This window comes from Cognatiyoonia sediminum, from assembly GCF_900129845.1.
In the GTDB taxonomy this organism is placed as follows: Bacteria; Pseudomonadota; Alphaproteobacteria; order Rhodobacterales; family Rhodobacteraceae; genus Cognatiyoonia; species Cognatiyoonia sediminum.
This window is the reverse complement of the sequence record NZ_FQXB01000004.1, coordinates 13,804-28,892: the sequence shown is the minus strand read 5'-3', so window position 1 is coordinate 28,892 and position 15,089 is coordinate 13,804. Positions and strand designations below refer to the sequence as shown.

Genomic DNA, 15,089 nt, shown 5'->3' with positions numbered 1-15,089 from the left:
CGAATGAGCGTCACCTTTCAGAACTTCGCAGCAGATGTTTCATTCGATGATCTGCCGTCCGATCTGGTTCATCTGTTGCGCCGCAGCCTCTTGGACACGATGGGTGTTGCGGCGATTGGCGCTTCGACACAAATGGCCGCATCTGCTCGGCGCGGGGCCGAGGCGATGTTCGGTGTGGGCACATCAGGTGCCGCCCGCATTTTGATGAATGGCGCTTTGGTCAGCCCCGCTGGCGCGGCGATGGCCGGTGGGTTCACCGTCGATAGTATCGACGCCCACGACGGGACAACGCCGAACAAAGGACATGCTGGGTCGGCTGTGTTTCCAGGTGTCTTTGCGGTTGCGGATAGTCTGCGACGAAGTGGTCAGTCCATCAATGGACGCGACTTGGCGGTTTGGCTCGCTATTGCCTATGAGGTCAGCTATCGCACCGGTCAGGTACAGCACGCGACCTGCCCCGATTATCACACCTCTGGATCATGGACAGCTGTGGGGGTCGCGGTTGCCGCTGCGCGCATGTTGGGCCTGTCGCCCACCCAAATCCGCGAGGCAGCGGGCATCGCGGAATACCACGGGCCGCGCAGTCAGATGATGCGCTGCATTGATCACCCAACAAACGTGCGGGACGGCGTGGGTTGGGGTGCGCCAACCGGAGTCACGGCCACCTACCTTGCGCGCGATGGATTTACAGGCGCGCCGGCTTTGACATGTGAGGGGGAAGAGGCCGCTCCCTATTGGGACGGTTTGGGTCAGAACTGGCTGACGCTCGCGCATACGCACTATAAGCAATATCCCTGCTGCCGTTGGGCGCACGCTTCGATGGATGCGGCAAAAGAGTTGATGGATGAAAATGCACTGAGCCATGATGATGTGGCGCAGGCGAAGATCAGAACTTTCCACTACGCCACGCGGCTGGCCGGTCATGAACCGAAAACGCTTGACGAACTGGCCTACTCCATTGCCTTCCCAGTCGCAGCGATCATCGTGCGCGGCCAGATGGGGCCGGACGAGCTGACGCCAGAAACGCTCTGCGATCCTGATATTTTACGGGTCAGCCATGCGACAGAGTTGATCGACGATCCAGAATTGACCGAGCGCAGCGTCGCCCAACGATGGGCGCAGGTGTCATTGGTATTGAAGGATGGGCGACGGTTGGACGCGCCGGAGCGGACACCGCGCGGAGATCTGGATGCGCCCCTGAGCGATCAAGAGATAGGGGCGAAGTTTCACCTGTTGGCAAATAAGCATCTGGGCACGCCGCGTGCAGAACGGTTAGAGGAGCTGTGCTTCGGGTTTGCAGATTTGGATGCTGCGGGGGTCGATGAGCTGTTTGAGCTTTGTTTGACGCCGATAAACGCCCCCACAGCTTAACGACTGCACTTTCTAAAACGGACACTTCGCAGTTATCCGCATCCCCTTGCCACCGTCGGGATGGCGGAATTGCAGGGTTTCGGAATGGAGCATCAAGCGAGGATGGTCACGTGCCGCGCCTTCGGAATAGAACGGATCACCCAGAATCGGATGGCCGATGGCCTGCATGTGCACGCGCAATTGGTGGGACCGGCCGGTTTTCGGCATCAACCGCACACGAGTTTCCTCGGCTGAATATCGGATCACGCGCCAGTCGGTCACGGCCTGTTTCCCGTTCTCATGATCGACCATCTGTTTTGGACGGTTAGGCCAATCGACGATCAAGGGCAGATCGACTGTTCCGGTTTCCTCCTCCAGACACCCCCAGACGCGCGCAACATAAGTTTTCTTTGTCTGGCGCTTCTCAAACTGCAAACCAAGGTGGCGTTGCGCATGGGGAGTCAGCGCAAAAATCATCACGCCAGAGGTATCGCGGTCCAATCGGTGCACCAAAAGGGCCGTAGGAAAGACTGCTTGAACGCGCATGATCAGGCAATCCTGTAGATGCGCGCCCTTGCCCGGGACCGATAGAAGACCGGAGGGTTTATCCACCAGCAAAACCTCGTGATCATCATGTAGAAGGACAAGTGGGTCACCGGGTGGATTGTATGCGTCGCTCATGTAGGAACGCGTTCCCCGAAGATGGCGGAACCGACGCGGATATGAGTCGCACCCAAAGCGATGGCGCGTTCGAAGTCGCTGCTCATCCCCATAGACAGGCCAGTCAACCCATTGCGTTCTGCAATTTTCGCAAGCAATGCAAAATGCAGGCTCGGTTCTTCATCAATTGGTGGGATGCACATCAAACCGACGATGGGTAGGTTCAGACCGCGACATTCGGCGACAAACTGATCCGTTTCTTTTGGGGCAATGCCTGCTTTCTGCGGCTCCTCGCCCGTGTTCACCTGAATAAAGAGCTCTGGGCAATTGCCCGTCTCCTGAGCAATCCGCACAATGGTTTTTGCGAGCTTCGGGCGGTCTAACGTATGGATCGCATTGGCCAGCTCCATCGCCTGCCGGACCTTATTAGATTGCAGCGGCCCGATAAGGTGCAAATCGATATTGTCATACCGCTCACAAAAATCTGGCCACTTGGAGGCCGCTTCCTGTACCCGATTCTCTCCAAAGACCCGGTGCCCTTCTTCCAGCACGGATTCGACCCGTTCATTCGGTTGCACCTTAGAAACTGCAATCAACCTTATGTCGTCCACTTTCCGACCCGCAGATTGGGCGGCGACTTTCATACGTTCCTGTATATCTTTGAGCGGCACCTGCAGGCTCCTGTTTTTAAACGTTGATTCCTGAAATGCCTCAAAAATTGCAAATGTCTAGCGGAATTGACGGTAAATCCTTTGAAAATTGTGTGTGACCTTCGTGCACCATTTAACTCGGACGGGAAAAAAGACTCCGTAATTCACTTGAGTGTGCGGGCTTTAGGGATCAGTAAACACTCAATGCCGGACTTACCGGTATCTTTGGGAATGCAAACACGAGGGAAAAATCCATGAAAAGCATCCTTCTTACATCGACTGCACTTGTCGCCTTTGCTGGCGCTGCATCTGCAGGCGGTCATGCCTCGCCAATCAGCTTTACTGGCGAAGCAACACTTGGTTACAACGACGAAGCACAAGGCGGCTTCTACTGGGATTCCAGCCTTGACGTAACTGGCACAGCTGGTCTGGACAACGGTCTGACAGCAACTGCATCTTTCGGTCTGGACATTGCTGACGGCAACCTTGGCGGCGACGTCATGGCATCTGACTTCACAGTGACAATCGCTGGTGGCGGCGCAAGCTTGACTTTCGGTGACACAGATCCTGTTGCAGAAGCAAATTTTGCTGACGTTTCTGGCATGCAAGCTGTATCGTTCAATGATCAGGATCGTCACTTTGACGTAGCTGGCTTCGAAGCCATGCTGGTCGGGTCGGCAACCGTTGCTGGGTTCACAGCTCAGATTTCTTACGGTGTTGACAACGGTGCTGGCAACGACCTGACAGGTGAGCAGATCGACGCGATGCAGATCCACGTGAACGGCGCTCTTAGCGGCTTCACAATCGACTTCGCATACCAGGAAGAGTTTGGTCCAACACCAACAATCTTCGGTATTTCCGGAAGCACATCTCTCGGTGGCGCTGACATCACTATCGCTTACGCAGATCGTGATGCGGGCATCGACGGTCCAGCAATCACATCCACAGGTATCTCTGTATCCTACCCAGTAGGTCCAGTGACTGTTGGTGGTTACTACACAATGAACGACGGTGGCACAGACGAGTTTGGCGTATCTGCTGACTATGTAAACGGCCCAATCTCCGTTTCTGCAGCATATGACGACGATGGCACAGACGGTGGCGACAGCTTCTCCGTTGAAGGTTCCTACGACGTAGGTAACGGCCTGACAGTTCTTGCTGGTCTCGTAGACAGCGGTGACGCTTACTACGTAGCTGGTGAACTGGACCTCGGTTCCGGTGCAACACTTCTCGTTTCTTACGCTGACGACGACAACAACGGCGCAAACGACGAAATCGGTGATCCAGAGTACAACGCTGGTGCAACTGTAGAAGTTTCCTTCTCCTTCTAATTGAAGTTGAAAGAACAGATGTTAGAGCGGTCCTTCGGGGCCGCTCTTTCTTTTTGGAACAATCGTTTCTCTTGTGGCTGACACCCAGCTTCGTTAGATATTTTGCAATTGTTTGAAGTCGGGGGGGTTGTGTGACCTTTGCACCTAGAAAAATAACCGTAGCGGCAGCCGCCGTTGCCTTATTGGCCCTTCCATCTTGCAGCTTGTTTGGTAGCTCGAGCACCGAGAGCGCAACGCAGCAAGCCAGCCGCGTCAGCGGTGCCGAAACCGTCGCTGTGAACCGCTATCTTTGGGCCGCAGCATTGGATGTTCTAAACTTCCTTCCTGTCCAAAGCGTCGACCCCTTTACCGGCGTGATTTCAACTGGTTATGGCACCCCGCCAGGTGGATCACGCGCATATCGCGCCACAGTCTACATCACCGATCCTGCACTTGATGCGCGCGCCCTAAACGTTGCGCTCCAAACGCGCAGCGGACCCGTAGCCGCGGAAACGCAACGCGCCGTCGAAGACGCTATCCTGTCCCGTGCGCGCCAGCTGCGTTCCGGCGATGGACAACTATAGAATAACGCAGCCCTTGCCCTGACCATACCGCCGGGCCCGATGCCCGGCGTTTGCCTTTGAGACCTGAGACATGTCGACATACACACCCTCCGAAATCGAACCGAAATGGCAGGACGCGTGGGACGCGGCCGAGACGTTCAAAGCCACACGTAGCGACGACAAACCAAAATACTACGTGCTTGAGATGTTCCCCTACCCGTCGGGTCGTATCCACATGGGGCACGTGCGCAACTACACCATGGGCGACGTGATCGCGCGGTATAAGATTTCGACGGGCCACAACGTCCTTCATCCGATGGGGTGGGATGCTTTCGGGATGCCAGCGGAAAACGCGGCGATGGCGAGTGGAGGGCATCCGAAGGATTGGACCTACCAAAACATTGAGGACATGAAAGCACAGATGAAGCCGATGGGTTGGTCGCTAGATTGGAACCGTGAGTTTGCGACCTGCGACCCTGAATACTATGGTCAACAGCAAGCCATGTTCCTTGATATGTGGGAAAAAGGATTGGTCTACCGCAAGAACGCCGTGGTGAACTGGGATCCGGTCGACATGACCGTTCTGGCCAACGAACAGGTCATTGATGGCAAGGGTTGGCGCTCTGGCGCGGATGTGGAACGGCGCGAGCTGACGCAGTGGTTCTTCAAGATTTCAGACTATTCCGAAGAGCTGTTGGACGGGTTGGACGGGTTGGAAAACTGGCCTGCCAAAGTGCGCTTGATGCAGGAGAACTGGATCGGGAAATCCCGCGGTTTGCAGTTCAGCTTTGCCCGCACCGATGGCGGTGATCCGATTGAGGTCTACACAACACGTCCCGACACTTTGAATGGCGCGTCCTTTGTTGGGATTTCGCCGGATCACCCATTGGCGAAGGAGCTGGCAGAGAACAATCCAGAGGTTGCAGCCTTCCGTGCGGAATGCGCGAAAGGTGGGACGACAGCCGAAGAACTGGAAACTGGCGAAAAGCTCGGGTTCGACACGGGTTTGACCGTCCAGCATCCGCTGAATCCTGATTGGCACCTGCCCATTTGGATCGCAAACTTCATTTTGATGGACTACGGCACCGGCGCAATTTTTGCCTGCCCCGCCCATGATCAACGAGATCTGGACTTCTGCCGGAAATACGATCTTCCCGTGATCGACACCTTCTTTGCGTTGGATGACGACACGCCCGTCGCAATAGAAGCTTTTGTTCCGCCAAAAGATCAAGTTGTCCGTTGGGTTGATCATTTCGCTGGCCTGTCCGAAGCCACCGGACAAGAGGCCATCGATGCCACCATCGATTTTGCCGAAAAGGCTGGATGGGGTCAGGGCAAAACTCAATTCCGATTGCGCGATTGGGGCTTGAGCCGTCAGCGCTATTGGGGCTGTCCGATCCCAGTGGTGCATTGTGACAGCTGTGGCGTGGTGCCGGAGAAGAAAGAAAACCTGCCAATAAGACTTCCAGATGACGTAAGCTTCGATCAACCGGGCAACCCGTTGGACCGACATGACACTTGGCGACAAGTCCAGTGCCCGAAATGCGGTAATGCAGCGCGTCGGGAAACCGACACAATGGACACGTTTGTGGATTCATCGTGGTACTATGCGCGGTTCACAGCCCCTTGGGCCGATACGCCGACCGTGGCGGAAGAGGCAGAGTATTGGATGAACGTCGATCAATACATCGGCGGCATCGAACATGCGATTTTGCATCTTCTGTACTCACGATTCTTTGCGCGGGCGATGAATGTGACTGGGCATTTGCCCGCATCAGCGTCAGAGCCGTTTGATGCGCTATTTACACAAGGGATGGTCACGCATGAGATTTACCAAACCCGCGACGACCAAAACCGGCCTGTCTACCATCTGCCCAAAGATGTGACGGACGGAAAATTGGCAGATGGGTCAGAGGTGGAGATCATCCCGTCAGCCAAGATGTCGAAGTCAAAAAAGAATGTCGTCGATCCGGTGAACATCATCAGCGCCTACGGCGCAGATACCGCGCGCTGGTTTGTTTTGTCCGACAGCCCTCCGGAACGGGACGTGGAGTGGACGGCATCCGGCGCAGACGCAGCCTTTAAGTTCCTCAATCGCATTCACCGCATGGCGACAGAGATCGCGGCACTTGATGGCGGCGCGGGGGCTGATGATGAAGAGTTGCTGCGGGCGATGCACAAAGCCATCCAAGACGTCACCAACGGCGTTGAAAGTTTCGGATTTAATGCAGCGATTGCAAAGCTTTACGCCTATGCAAACGTGGTTCAAAAGGCCAAGGCTGGTGGTGATGCGAAGCGTCAGGCCATGGTGACCTTGGCACATCTAATGTCGCCTTTCACACCGCATTTGTCCGAAGAAATTTGGCAGATGTTCGGCGGTGAAGGCCTGATTGCAAACACGCCTTGGCCTTTTGCGGATGAGGCGATGTTGGTCGAGGACACCGTGACGTTGCCAATTCAGGTCAACGGCAAACGTCGGTCAGAAATCGCCGTCGCAAAGGATCTGGCAAAGGAAGAGATTGAAAAACTCGCGCTGGAACAAGAAGGTGTGGTGCGTGCCTTGGATGGGGCGACGCCGAAGAAGATCATCGTAGTGCCCGGACGGATTGTGAATATTGTCATCTAACCGAACCCACCCTTTCGCCTTACGGCGCGGCCTTCTGATCGGGGTTCTCGCACTTGGGGCATGTGGGTTTACGCCCGTCTATGGCCCAGGTGGATCAGGCGGAAAGCTACAAAACTCTGTTGCGTTCACCGCGCCCGCGACCGAGCTGGGTTTCCGCGTCAGGACAACGCTTGAGGATCGTTTTGGGGCAGTGAGCGGTTCAGCCGAAAATTACTCCGTAAATATCGACCTTTCATCAAGCCAAGGCTCAGCAGCGATCAATGAAGCAGGCGATATCACCCGTTTGGATATTCAAGGAACCGCGCGCTGGGATTTGACGAATGCAGACCAAACCTACTCAACCGGCGACGATGTGAGAGCGACGACAAGTTACTCCGCGACCGGCACAACTGTCGCCACCCAAGCCGCTGAACGCGATGCGGTGGAGAGGTTGGCACAAATTCTGGCCGACAGGATCGCGGCAGGTTTGATTCTGGCTTCGGGGTCGCTGCCTTGAAGCTGACTGGAAGAGAGGCCGCGGGGTATCTGAAAACCCCAAATCCAGACCATAGTGCCATTCTCATCTTTGGCGCTGATCCGATGCGGGTCGCGACCAAGCGGCAGGATGTGATTTCAGCCTTGGTTGGGCCCAATGGCGACGAAGAGATGCGTTTGACGCGGATCAACGGTGCCGACTTGCGCAAAGACCCCGCCTTGTTGAGCGACGCAATTAAAGCGCAGGGGTTCTTTCCCGGCCACCGCGTGGCCTTTGTCGAGGACGCAACCGATGGCCTTTCGAAGATCATCGATGCCGCTTTGGCGGATTGGCAGGCGGGGGATGCGCAGGTTCTCATCACTGCAGGGCAACTTACAGCAAAATCGGCCTTGCGGAAGGTTGTTGAAGGCCATTCAAACGCCGTCGCCATTGGGATTTACGACGATCCACCGACACGGGATGAGATTGAGGCCACGTTGGCAGAGAATGGTTTGAGCGTACCCAATCGCGATGTGATGGATGCGATTATGGTTCTATCGCAAAGCCTTGAACCCGGTGATTTCCGTCAAACGATGGAGAAAGTCTCACTCTATAAGCGTGGCGATACCAGCGAGCTGACAGTTGAAGACATCACCGCCTGCGCGCCATCTGGGGCGGAGGTCGACATTGATGATGTGCTGGACGTTGTGACCTTTGGCCGGTCCGATCAAATCGGCCCAGCGCTGCGCAACCTTTATGCGCAGGGCGTGACGCCGGTGGCCTTGTGTATCGGGGCGATGCGGCATTTCCGGCGTTTGCACGTAGTGGCCTCTGATCCCGGCGGACCGGGGTCTGGTGCCGGGAAGCTGCGGCCTCCCGTCTTTGGTCCACGTCGTGACAAGATCGCGCGACAGGCGGGGAATTGGGGCCGTGATCGGTTGGAGCGGGCGTTGACTGCCTTGACCGATACCGACTTGCAATTGCGATCAGCGAGCACGGCGCCACAGCTGGCCTTGATGGAACGGACGTTGATCCGGCTCGCAATGATGGGCCGCCGCTAGCCCTTCAAGTAGCTCACAGCAGCCCGCCCCGCCATTCGCCCCGTCGCGAAACAGGCGGTCAAAAGGTAGCCACCGGTGGGCGCATCCCAATCCAACATCTCACCGGCGCAAAATACGCCCGGACGGGATTTGAGCATCAGGTCATCGGTCAACGCATCAAACCTAAGCCCGCCGGCGGTGGAGATGGCCTCGTCTATTGGTCTTGGACCTAAATGCTGGATCGGCAAAAACTTTAGCAGCGGTGCGATGTCATCAGGAAAAGGTCTGCCAAATTCAGAAAAGAGCGCGATTTTCGCGGGGTCTAATTTCAGAACCTTTCGAAGTGTCGTGGTCAGACTGTCTTTCGAACGGGCTTTGCTGAGCGCCAAACGAATTTCATCGACATTTCTATCTGGCAGTAGATCAACCGTAAGCGAATGACCGTCACGCATTTCCCGCGAAACCGTATAGACCCCACCCCCTTCGATACCACGTTCCGAAATCACCCACTCGCCACGGCTGGTGAGCGCGCCGGAAGTGAGCTTCGTTCCCTTGATCGGTGTGCCAAGGTGTTTGGTCATATGCGGCGACCAATCAACGATGAAGCCGCAGTTGGACGGTCGGAATGGTGTCATGAGGCCTTCAAATTGATCCGCCCATCTACCATCAGACCCAAGCCGCGCCCAACTGCCTCCGCCCATGGCAAGGATCGTGGTATCAGCCGCGATTGCCTTCGGGCCTTCGGGCGTTTCAAAAAGGGCTGCATCTCCATCAAAGCCAACCCACCGGTGTCGGGTAAGGATCGTAGGCCCGACGCGCGCGATCCAAGCGCGCAGAAGGGGCGATGCCTTCATCGCTTTCGGAAACACACGACCTGTTGAGCCAGTGAATGTCGCCTGCCCCAAATCTTCCGCCCAGCTAACCACATCGTCTGGCCCGAAAGCTTGGATCGCCTTTTCGAGAGTCTGATTTGCGTCGCCGTAAGCCGCAAGGAAGCTGTCATAATCTTCTGATTTCGTCAGGTTTAAACCCGATTTCCCTGCCATCAAAAACTTGCGCCCAATGGAGGGCATGGCGTCGGCGATGGTCACAGCGATACCAGCAGTCGAGAGTTCCTCTGCTGCCATCAGACCAGCGGGCCCGCCGCCAATGATCAAGGCTGACTTTTGTCGCAACATTCCCTCTCAGGGCGCAAAGGCGCCAAAATTTGTCACTTCCGCGTGCGTTAGATCATGGCTTTGATGGCCGCCACATGGCTATGTTTGGCGGCCAAGGCGTCACATGCCAAATCCTTCGCTTTAGCAACTACATCGCACTCAACGAGGTGATCCACCAAGTTGATGTCCAGCGCTTCCTGCGCGGTGAGCTTTTCCCCCGCCATCAGAATACGCTTTGCAGATTGCGAGCCAACGAGCATGCGCAGCCGAACCGGATCGGACGGCTGTGGCAAAAAGCCAAGTTTCATCACGGGGTAGAAAAACTTCGCCGAAGGCACAGCAATCCGCAGATCGCAGGTCAGAACCATACCAAAGGCACCACCCGCAACAGTTCCGTTCAAAGCGGCAATGCTGAGACCCCTGTACTCTGCAATGGCTGCCGACAGCTCTTCCCAAAGGGGGCTAGTGGCCAATCCCGCCTTGGCCGCCTCCAAATCTGCGCCTGCGCTGAACACTTTACCCACGCCCGTAAGGATCAGCGCATTCTGGTCAGAGGCGGCGCGCACGGCGTCCCTTAACGCGGCCAGCATATCTGCTGTGAGGGCATTGGCTTTATCTGGTCGATCCAAGGTGAGGATCGTCAGGTTGCCCTCAATCTCTTGTTTGATCACACCAAACCCACCTGACGGCGGATGTCCTCGTCCCGCAAACTGACGTCATCTCCTAAGAAACCGTCAGCCTCAGATGTGCACATCCACATCAAAGCCTTCGCAGGCCATTCTGGTGGAATATGATCGGACCAGTCCAATTGACTGACCGGATTGATTCCCGAAGCTTTGATCTCGCGTTGCATGTCTGTCGCGACCGTTCCAGGTGACAAGCCCAAGACACGAATACCCCGTTCACGGTATTCCTTATCTGCCGCGCGAGTCAGCATGTAGGCGCCAGCTTTGGAACTACAGTAGGCTGTCCATCCCTCTACAGGACCATGCGCAGCGCCGGAGGACACCGTGATGATCGTCCCACCTCCCTGCGCCACCATATCAGGGAGCGCCGCATGCATACCATGCATCACACCCTTAAGGTTGATGTCGATCAGCTTGCACCAAGCAGCGGGGTCCGTATCAGCGAGATGGCCAATTGGGTCGACGACACCTGCATTCCCGATCAAAATATCAATCTGGCCGAACTTGTCCTTCGCCGACGCAAACGCCGATGAAACGGACGCATAGTCCGAAACATCGCAGGCAATCGCCATCGTATTTTCGCCAAGTTCACCAGCCAGTGCGGTGATCAAATCCGTCGATCTGGCCAACAAAACAACGTTTGCACCCCCGTCTGCAAAGGCCCTTGCAGCCGATGCACCGATCCCTTTGCTGGCCCCCGTAATGACCACCGTTTTGCCGTTCAATCCGAAGTTTTTCATCTGTTTGCCTTTTGATCTGCACAGTTACTGCATAAGTCGGGGTCAAGAATTTCGTACCTTGACCAAATAGGCAAGGCAGGAAACGATGTTCAGCAGTTGGAGTAAGGGATATTCAAATGACTCATTTCAAAGCACTAAAGGCCTCCGTATGCATGGCAGCACTCTTAACCGGCAGCGCTGCTGTCGCCGATGTCACCGCGGCCGAAGTATGGGCCGACTGGCAAGAACAATTCACCCTTTACGGTGAGGGCGGCGTCACAATCGGCAGCGAAACCGAATCCGATGGGACGGTGTCTATATCCGATTTAACGTTCAGCATGGACGACGGGCAATCGTCAGTCACGGGAACTTTGGACTCGATCGAACTGGTTGAACAAGGTGACGGTACGGTCCTCATCACAATGTCTGAGAACTTCCCATTCGTCATCACAGATGAGTTCGGCACCACTGTTAACATGTCCATCGTACAAAATGGCTTTCAGATGGTGGCAAGTGGCGACCCCGACGCAATAAATTACGCGGTAACTGCCGACCAATATGGAGTCCAGATCGATCAGATCGAAGACAACGGCGAAGTGATTGAAGGCGACATGCGGTTTGTAGCCAACGGGCTGGCTGGCAACTATTCAACGACCTCAGGTGATATCAACAACATCACTTACGATCTATCCGCAACTGCCTTGGATATCCTCGTGGACGTAACCGATCCAGAAACGGGCGGCAAATTCCTGATGAGCGGTAAGATCGATGGCCTTGGCGCGCAGGCTGATCTAGCAATCCCAACGGACATCGATCTGGAGAACCCAGAAGACATCTTCGCCAAAGGATTGGAGATGGCCGGATCATATAACTACGACGGCACCACCCTGCTGTTTGATGTGCAAGATGGTCCTGACTCCGCGAACGGCACCGTTGGCACCGGCCCAGGCGAAGTGACATTCTCCGTCGATGAAGAAGCATTGAGCTACGGTGTTGCGGCAAGTGATATTGCAGTTTCCGTCACCTCACCTGACTTCCCTTTCCCGATCAATGTCTCATTAGGCGGCTATGGAGTGGGCCTGCAAATGCCTTTGGGTGAAACAGAAGAGCCTGCTGACTTTGGCCTTCAATTCAACATCACCGATCTGGCCGTGAACGACGAAATCTGGATGCTCGCAGACCCAACCAACTCGCTGTCACACGACCCTGTGACTGTGAGCGTTGATGTCACCGGTGAAGCAAAACTCTTCTTCGACCTCACCGATCCAGAACAGGCTGAGGCGATGGCGATGGGAGCCGTTCCAGGTGAGATTTACTCGCTGAACCTGAACGACCTGACGCTATCAGCTGCAGGTGCGCTCTTGACTGGTGAAGGGGCCTTTACCTTCGACAATTCAGACCTGTCCACAATCCCTGGCGTTCCACGTCCAGAAGGGTCGGTCACTGTTAATCTGAAGGGCGCGAACCAGTTGATCGATACACTCGTTGCTATGGGCTACTTGCCAGAAGATCAGGCGATGATGGGTCGCATGATGATGGGCATGTTCGCTCGCACAGTTGGTGAAGATGAACTGACATCAACCATCGAAGTGAATGAGCAAGGCCACATCTTGGCCAATGGTCAGCGCATTCAATAACTAAACAGACCTCCGCCTCATTTGGGGCGGGGGTTACATTCGCTAGCGCTAAGGCTTGCGCAGATGTTGACGGCGGACTACCTCCTAAGGGAACAAAGGACGCCTTATGACACGAAGCCTCTCTGACATTACCCAATCCATGATCGACGCCGCGTTGAAGGCCGGTGCTGATAGTTGCGACGCTTTGGCCGTCGATGGCACTTCAGTTTCGATTTCTGTGCTCAACGGTGCGTTGGAGCACGCGGAACGGTCGGAGGGAATCGATATTGGGTTGCGTGTTCTTGTCGGTCAAAAGCAAGCAAACGTGTCCTCCTCAGATGTGAATCCAGAAACGATTTCTGAAATGTCGGAACGCGCGGTCGCGATGGCGAAAGAAGCACCCGATGATCCCAATCTGGGTTTGGCCGACGCCTCGCAACTGGCAACTTCATTGGACACCGACACACTGGAACTCTTCGATCCATCCGAAGAGCCTGACCCCGCACAACTGCAAGACTTCGCCTTGCGTGCAGAAGCTGCGGCGTTAAAGAACGATGGTATCTCACAAGTACAATCGGCCTCCGCTGGCTATGGCAGACGTCGCGTGCACATGACCGCCAGCAACGGCTTTTCAGCAGGCTATGCGCGCACTGACAGCGGCCTATCCTGCGTTGCGATCAGTGGCGAAGGAACGGCGATGGAGCGGGACTACGACTACGACAGTCGCGTCTTTCGTGCCGATATGCGCAACGCGGAAGAAATCGGAACCCGCGCCGCTGCTCGCGCGGTAGAACGGTACGGCGCAAGGAAACCCAAAACCGGAGCCTATCCCGTTTTGTTCGATGAAAGGATCGCCTCCTCTTTGGTAGGGCATCTCCTACAAGCCGTGAATGGTGCCGCCATCGCCCGCGGGTCTAGCTGGTTGCGTGATGCCTTGGGTGAACAGGTTTTACCGAAAGAGCTATCCATCATCGAAGACCCGCATCGCGTCCGCGCGTTTTCATCGCGCCTGTTTGATGCGGAAGGATTGCCAACACAGCGGCGGGCAGTCGTGAAAAACGGCGTCCTTCAAGGTTGGACACTCGACCTTGCCAATGCACGCAAATTGGGAATGGACAGCACAGCCTCAGCCGTGCGCGGAACCGGCTCTCCGCCTAGCCCGGGCCTCAGCAATATTGCTTTGACCCAAGGCGACAAAAGCAGGTCAGAATTGCTGTTTGAGATGGGCACCGGCCTTTTGATCACCAGTATGATCGGTTCAACCATCAACCCGAACACCGGCGACTATTCTCGAGGCGCAAGCGGGTTTTGGGTGGAGAACGGCGAGATCACCTATCCGGTGAACGAATGCACCGTCGCCGGAAACCTGCGCGATATGCTGATGAACATCACGCCTGCCAATGACGCGCAACCTCACCTGTCACGTGTGGTTCCCTCAATCCTGGTCGAAGGGTTGACACTTGCCGGAGAGTGATCTCGACCTTCTGTTGCGTGCTGCGAAAGAAGCGGGAGAGATCGCGCTATCGCATTTCGGTGCGGACCCGAAGATCTGGGAAAAAGACGACAACGCAGGTCCAGTTACGGAAGCGGACCTTTCGGTGAATGCCCACCTCCAATCTGCCCTAACCTCCGCTCGCCCTGACTTTGGTTGGTTGTCCGAAGAAACCGAAGACGGGTCAGAGCGTCTCGCCAAAGACAAGCTGTTCATCGTTGATCCAATCGACGGCACCCGCGCCTTTATCGATCGATCCGAAAATTGGGCGCATTCGTTGGCGATTGTGGAGAATGGCACTCCAACCGCTGGCGTGGTGGAAATGCCTCAGAAGGGGCTCACGTTTTGGGCGACAAAGGGCGGTGGCGCATTTCTGAATGGGAAACCCATCAAAGTTGCGCCAGTTGACCGGATCAAAGACGCAACCGTCCTCACCGCCAAACCAAACCTAAGACCCGAATTTTGGATCGGCGGCAAAGCACCCCCCTTCAATACCAGCTTTCGATCGTCACTGGCCTACCGGCTTTGCGCGGTTGCCTCAGGTCGGTTTGATGCCATGATTACCCTCCGGCCAACATGGGAATGGGATGTGGCGGCAGGCACTTTGATTGTCGAAGAAGCAGGCGGGCAAGCATTCGATCAAACCGGTTCCGCCCTCATCTACAACAACCCACAGCCGAAACTTTCTGGCGTGCTTGCAGGCGGTCCGGTCGTTCCAAAATTGGTCTCACAACTGGTCTGAGCTTGTGACATCTATGGCCAAAGT

14 protein-coding genes are annotated in these 15,089 nt (G+C 55.7%); 9 read left to right on the top strand and 5 right to left on the bottom strand.

Going from position 1 to position 15,089, the window contains the following annotated elements; genetic code table 11:
* Window positions 1-3: 3 nt before the first annotated feature.
* Window positions 4-1,371 carry an MmgE/PrpD family protein gene (locus BUA85_RS12365; protein WP_072901582.1) on the top strand — a complete coding sequence of 456 codons (1,368 nt, stop codon included), beginning with the start codon at window positions 4-6 and terminating at the stop codon, window positions 1,369-1,371.
* A 12-nt stretch (window positions 1,372-1,383) separates the two neighbouring features.
* Here the strand turns inward: BUA85_RS12365 and BUA85_RS12360 are convergent, their stop codons facing one another.
* A complete protein-coding gene (locus BUA85_RS12360; protein ID WP_072901581.1) occupies window positions 1,384-2,031 on the bottom strand; it encodes an RluA family pseudouridine synthase in 648 nt (215 codons plus the stop codon).
* Window positions 2,028-2,681 (bottom strand): YggS family pyridoxal phosphate-dependent enzyme, encoded by a 654-nt coding sequence (locus BUA85_RS12355; protein WP_072901579.1) that lies wholly within the window; start codon window positions 2,679-2,681, stop codon window positions 2,028-2,030. Before BUA85_RS12355 ends, BUA85_RS12360 begins: the two co-directional genes overlap by 4 nt.
* Window positions 2,682-2,914: 233 nt before the next feature.
* Here BUA85_RS12355 and BUA85_RS12350 point away from each other — a divergent pair, with 233 nt between their 5' ends.
* From BUA85_RS12350 to holA, 5 genes are all read left to right on the top strand, one after another.
* Window positions 2,915-3,991, top strand: coding sequence for a porin (locus BUA85_RS12350; protein ID WP_072901577.1), 1,077 nt, complete (start codon window positions 2,915-2,917; stop codon window positions 3,989-3,991).
* Between the two features lie 131 nt (window positions 3,992-4,122).
* Entirely contained in the window at window positions 4,123-4,554 is a 432-nt protein-coding gene (locus tag BUA85_RS12345; RefSeq protein WP_072901576.1) for a DUF3576 domain-containing protein, read from the top strand.
* A 70-nt stretch (window positions 4,555-4,624) separates the two neighbouring features.
* On the top strand, window positions 4,625-7,159 hold the full coding sequence (leuS, locus tag BUA85_RS12340; RefSeq protein ID WP_072901574.1) for a leucine--tRNA ligase: 2,535 nt from the start codon (window positions 4,625-4,627) through the stop codon (window positions 7,157-7,159).
* The gene (gene lptE / locus BUA85_RS12335; RefSeq protein ID WP_165611618.1) at window positions 7,149-7,655 is read left to right on the top strand and encodes an LPS assembly lipoprotein LptE; all 507 of its coding nucleotides are present in this window, start codon (window positions 7,149-7,151) and stop codon (window positions 7,653-7,655) included. The genes leuS and lptE overlap by 11 nt, the downstream gene beginning before the upstream one ends.
* Window positions 7,652-8,674 carry a DNA polymerase III subunit delta gene (gene holA / locus BUA85_RS12330; protein ID WP_072901570.1) on the top strand — a complete coding sequence of 341 codons (1,023 nt, stop codon included), beginning with the start codon at window positions 7,652-7,654 and terminating at the stop codon, window positions 8,672-8,674. Before lptE ends, holA begins: the two co-directional genes overlap by 4 nt.
* On the opposite strand, the gene BUA85_RS12325 is transcribed toward holA, so the two are convergent.
* From BUA85_RS12325 to BUA85_RS12315, 3 genes are read right to left on the bottom strand one after another with little or no spacing between them, the layout of a single operon-like run.
* Window positions 8,671-9,831 (bottom strand): TIGR03862 family flavoprotein, encoded by a 1,161-nt coding sequence (locus BUA85_RS12325; protein ID WP_072901569.1) that lies wholly within the window; start codon window positions 9,829-9,831, stop codon window positions 8,671-8,673. The two genes, holA and BUA85_RS12325, sit on opposite strands and share 4 nt — an antisense overlap.
* Before the next feature lie 47 nt (window positions 9,832-9,878).
* The gene (locus BUA85_RS12320) at window positions 9,879-10,481 is read right to left on the bottom strand and encodes an enoyl-CoA hydratase/isomerase family protein (RefSeq protein WP_072901567.1); all 603 of its coding nucleotides are present in this window, start codon (window positions 10,479-10,481) and stop codon (window positions 9,879-9,881) included.
* Entirely contained in the window at window positions 10,478-11,236 is a 759-nt protein-coding gene (locus BUA85_RS12315) for an SDR family oxidoreductase (protein WP_072901565.1), read from the bottom strand. Before BUA85_RS12315 ends, BUA85_RS12320 begins: the two co-directional genes overlap by 4 nt.
* Window positions 11,237-11,352: 116 nt before the next feature.
* Here BUA85_RS12315 and BUA85_RS12310 point away from each other — a divergent pair, with 116 nt between their 5' ends.
* From BUA85_RS12310 to BUA85_RS12300, 3 genes are all read left to right on the top strand, one after another.
* Window positions 11,353-12,852, top strand: coding sequence for a DUF2125 domain-containing protein (locus BUA85_RS12310; RefSeq protein ID WP_083526281.1), 1,500 nt, complete (start codon window positions 11,353-11,355; stop codon window positions 12,850-12,852).
* Window positions 12,853-12,958: 106 nt separating this feature from the next.
* Window positions 12,959-14,305: a TldD/PmbA family protein gene (locus tag BUA85_RS12305; RefSeq protein ID WP_072901562.1), complete on the top strand. Its 1,347-nt coding sequence runs from the start codon at window positions 12,959-12,961 to the stop codon at window positions 14,303-14,305.
* Complete coding sequence (locus BUA85_RS12300) at window positions 14,292-15,065, top strand: 3'(2'),5'-bisphosphate nucleotidase CysQ (RefSeq protein ID WP_072901561.1); 774 nt, start codon at window positions 14,292-14,294, stop codon at window positions 15,063-15,065. Before BUA85_RS12305 ends, BUA85_RS12300 begins: the two co-directional genes overlap by 14 nt.
* The last annotated feature ends 24 nt before the right edge of the window (window positions 15,066-15,089 follow it).

Coding starts and splice junctions, on each gene's coding strand:
- BUA85_RS12365 (WP_072901582.1), top strand. CDS start 4: ATGAGCGTCACCTTTCAGAACTTCGCAGCAGATGTTTCATTCGATGAT.
- BUA85_RS12360 (WP_072901581.1), bottom strand. CDS start 2,031: ATGAGCGACGCATACAATCCACCCGGTGACCCACTTGTCCTTCTACAT.
- BUA85_RS12350 (WP_072901577.1), top strand. CDS start 2,915: ATGAAAAGCATCCTTCTTACATCGACTGCACTTGTCGCCTTTGCTGGC.
- leuS (WP_072901574.1), top strand. CDS start 4,625: ATGTCGACATACACACCCTCCGAAATCGAACCGAAATGGCAGGACGCG.
- BUA85_RS12325 (WP_072901569.1), bottom strand. CDS start 9,831: ATGTTGCGACAAAAGTCAGCCTTGATCATTGGCGGCGGGCCCGCTGGT.
- BUA85_RS12315 (WP_072901565.1), bottom strand. CDS start 11,236: ATGAAAAACTTCGGATTGAACGGCAAAACGGTGGTCATTACGGGGGCC.
- BUA85_RS12310 (WP_083526281.1), top strand. CDS start 11,353: ATGACTCATTTCAAAGCACTAAAGGCCTCCGTATGCATGGCAGCACTC.
- BUA85_RS12305 (WP_072901562.1), top strand. CDS start 12,959: ATGACACGAAGCCTCTCTGACATTACCCAATCCATGATCGACGCCGCG.